The organism is Variovorax glacialis (assembly GCF_051216375.1).
Lineage (GTDB): Bacteria > Pseudomonadota > Gammaproteobacteria > Burkholderiales > Burkholderiaceae_C > Variovorax.
Map to the genome: position 1 here is coordinate 1 of NZ_JBPJZT010000056.1, position 2,411 is coordinate 2,411.

At 62.0% G+C, this 2,411-nt stretch carries 2 protein-coding genes; one reads left to right on the forward strand and one right to left on the reverse strand.

Annotated elements, in window-relative coordinates; translation table 11 throughout:
* Positions 1 to 182 precede the first annotated feature (182 nt).
* Entirely contained in the window at positions 183 to 1,310 is a 1,128-nt protein-coding gene (locus tag ACSFBL_RS35515) for a sensor histidine kinase (protein WP_435520486.1), read from the reverse strand.
* 62 nt (positions 1,311 to 1,372) lie between these two features.
* Here ACSFBL_RS35515 and ACSFBL_RS35520 point away from each other — a divergent pair, with 62 nt between their 5' ends.
* Entirely contained in the window at positions 1,373 to 1,753 is a 381-nt protein-coding gene (locus ACSFBL_RS35520) for a response regulator (protein ID WP_435520487.1), read from the forward strand.
* The last annotated feature ends 658 nt before the right edge of the window (positions 1,754 to 2,411 follow it).

Genomic DNA, 2,411 nt, shown 5'->3' on the forward strand with positions numbered 1-2,411 from the left:
CCACCGTCGGCGTCTGCGTGGCATGCGCCACGCCGCCGGTGGACAAGTCTTCGTCGTCGCCAAGCATTTGACTTGGGAATCAAGTCCCAACCCGTCCGCGCAACAGGGTCAAGTCCAAGCGGTCCTTGATGAATAGCGCCAAACTTCCCGAGAACGGGCGGCGGCTTCGCGTCCAACGACCCTCAAGTGTTGGCAGGCCGAACCTTTGGAACGGTCACGGTGAAGTGAATCCTCTGCGGCGTGGAATGACCGATCAAGTCTCCGCCGTGGGCTCTCACGATTTGACGGGCGATGAAGAGGCCCAAGCCTAGGTGCGAGCGGTCTGATCTCGGCCGATCCTCGGATCCGCGGCGCAGCGGCTCGAATAGCCGCTCGATCTCGCTGGACGGGATGATTCGAGTCACTGCGTTTTCGACCGACAACCGAACGAGTTGGTCGTCTCCATGCAGCCTGATCGTCACTGGCTCGGATCGAAGTCCATGCTTGACAGCGTTCGTGACCAGGTTGTCCAGTACTTCGCGCATGCGAGAACCGTCAAACTCCAGACGGGTGTCCCCCTGCACGACCAGTTCGATCCTGCAATCTGGAAGCGCCAAGCGCAAAATCTCCAGTTCTTCGGAGCACAGTGTCCCAAGGTCGCCCGGAGTCGTCTGGATCGCCATGCCGGCGCCCAGGCCGGCCCGGTTGTATTCGAGCAGGGAGTCCAGCAGGACGGCCATCCGACGGGTGCCCCGGGTCAACGTCGCCGCCGATCCTGCGAGGGCTTCTGGAGCCCGGCGGGCCATGACTTGGGCGGTCAAGGAAATGGCGTTCAGCGGGCCCCGAAGATCGTGACCCAGCACGCCAAGGAAGATCTGCTGCCATCGCTCGACCTCGGCGGCGTATTCACGCAGCGACTCGGCGAGTGCTTGATCAACGGCCTCGTTAAAGCGGCCGATGTCCCGCACCGAGTCGGCATCGGCAACGCAAGCCTCCCCCCACAGCCGCAAGACACTGGAGCGCAGGGCACGGTATTCCGCGGCGAGTTGCTCCACGTGGAGTCCGCTTCGTGCGCGCAGCACCCCGTGCGTCTCGGCGGCCGTTGTCCTGCTCGGGTCCACGGCGGGTGCGCGGCCGTGCGACTTGTGAATAGATGCCGTCCTACTCTGCGCCGTGCGCAGATCGGCTGAAATCGCTTCCAGAATCCTGGGTAGGTGATTGCGGAGCACACCATCGCTTTCGTTTTCCAGCGAAAGGATCGTCCTAGCGTAAGCAACTGCTTCAGCCAGGATTTTGTCCTTGGCATGCTCGATGAATTCGGCAATCTGCATGGTGAAGGGTCTGGTCTAGCAGGGTAACTTTTGCCGCAGCGTACCGCAGGAAGCATAGAAGAATGACGACAGCGATTGAAATCCTGGTTCTCGACGATGAGCGCGAATCGGCTGACTTGCTCGCGGAAGTGCTCGCGCTCCAATTCGAGGGGGCGAGAGTGCGTGCCGCCTATACGGGGGAAGACGCCGTCGCGTTCGGCACGGAGTGCCGCCCTGACGTCGCGATTCTCGATCTGGAGATGGGCGGTCTGGATGGAGAACAAGCGGCGCAAGCCTTGCGGTCGGTCCACCCAGGGGCCGCACTCCTCCTCATCGCGCTTTCCGGAAACGTCTTGCGGCTCGGAGAACTTCGGACGAAGGCCACCTTCGATCACCTGCTAAGCAAGCCCGTCGATCTGATGGTCTTGTTCGAGTTGGTCAACCAGAGGGCCGTTTCGCAGTAGGGGCCGTTGCTGGAACTTCGCGAAGGGCAGCAACAGCGGCGTGGGCCATCCAGAGCGATTGTCGTGAGCGTGCTGGCGGGCGCGACCGGTTAGTCGCAAGGTATCGTTTCCTGGCGCCTGGGTATCGCGGTATCAAGCGGCGTGTGGCCGGCTGCCCACGGCGTGCACAGGTCGATTCGTGGGATACGACGGAAGGCAGAATGCGGCTGGGTCCGGCCATTGCGCGTCGCCGCAGAAATCGCCCGACAGGACGGTCGACGCCGTCCTCCAAACAGACGTCCAGGACGAGCATGAAGACCGAATCAGGACCGGCCCTCGCCGGTAGAAAGCCCGATGCGTTCGAGATGAAGGTACGTTTTGCGTGCGGAGCTCTGCTAGGGCTGGCGGTTGGCCTGGGCATATGCGTCAGCCTGTCGCCGCTAAGTGCTCTGGGGGCAGCATTGTTGTTGGGGTTGTCGTCCTGGCCTGCGGAATCTGCGCAGCACGGTTCGGCGACAGTTTCTGGGCGAATCTTCGTTGGCTACGGTAGCGGCCCATACCGCTGGATGGCGTCAAGCAGCATGGCCGGTTAAACGACATTCATCTTGGCCGGTTGGGCGGGGGTGAATGTCGTTTTTTATGGGGTTAGGGTTGTGGCTCCTTGAACTGGTTGTCGTTG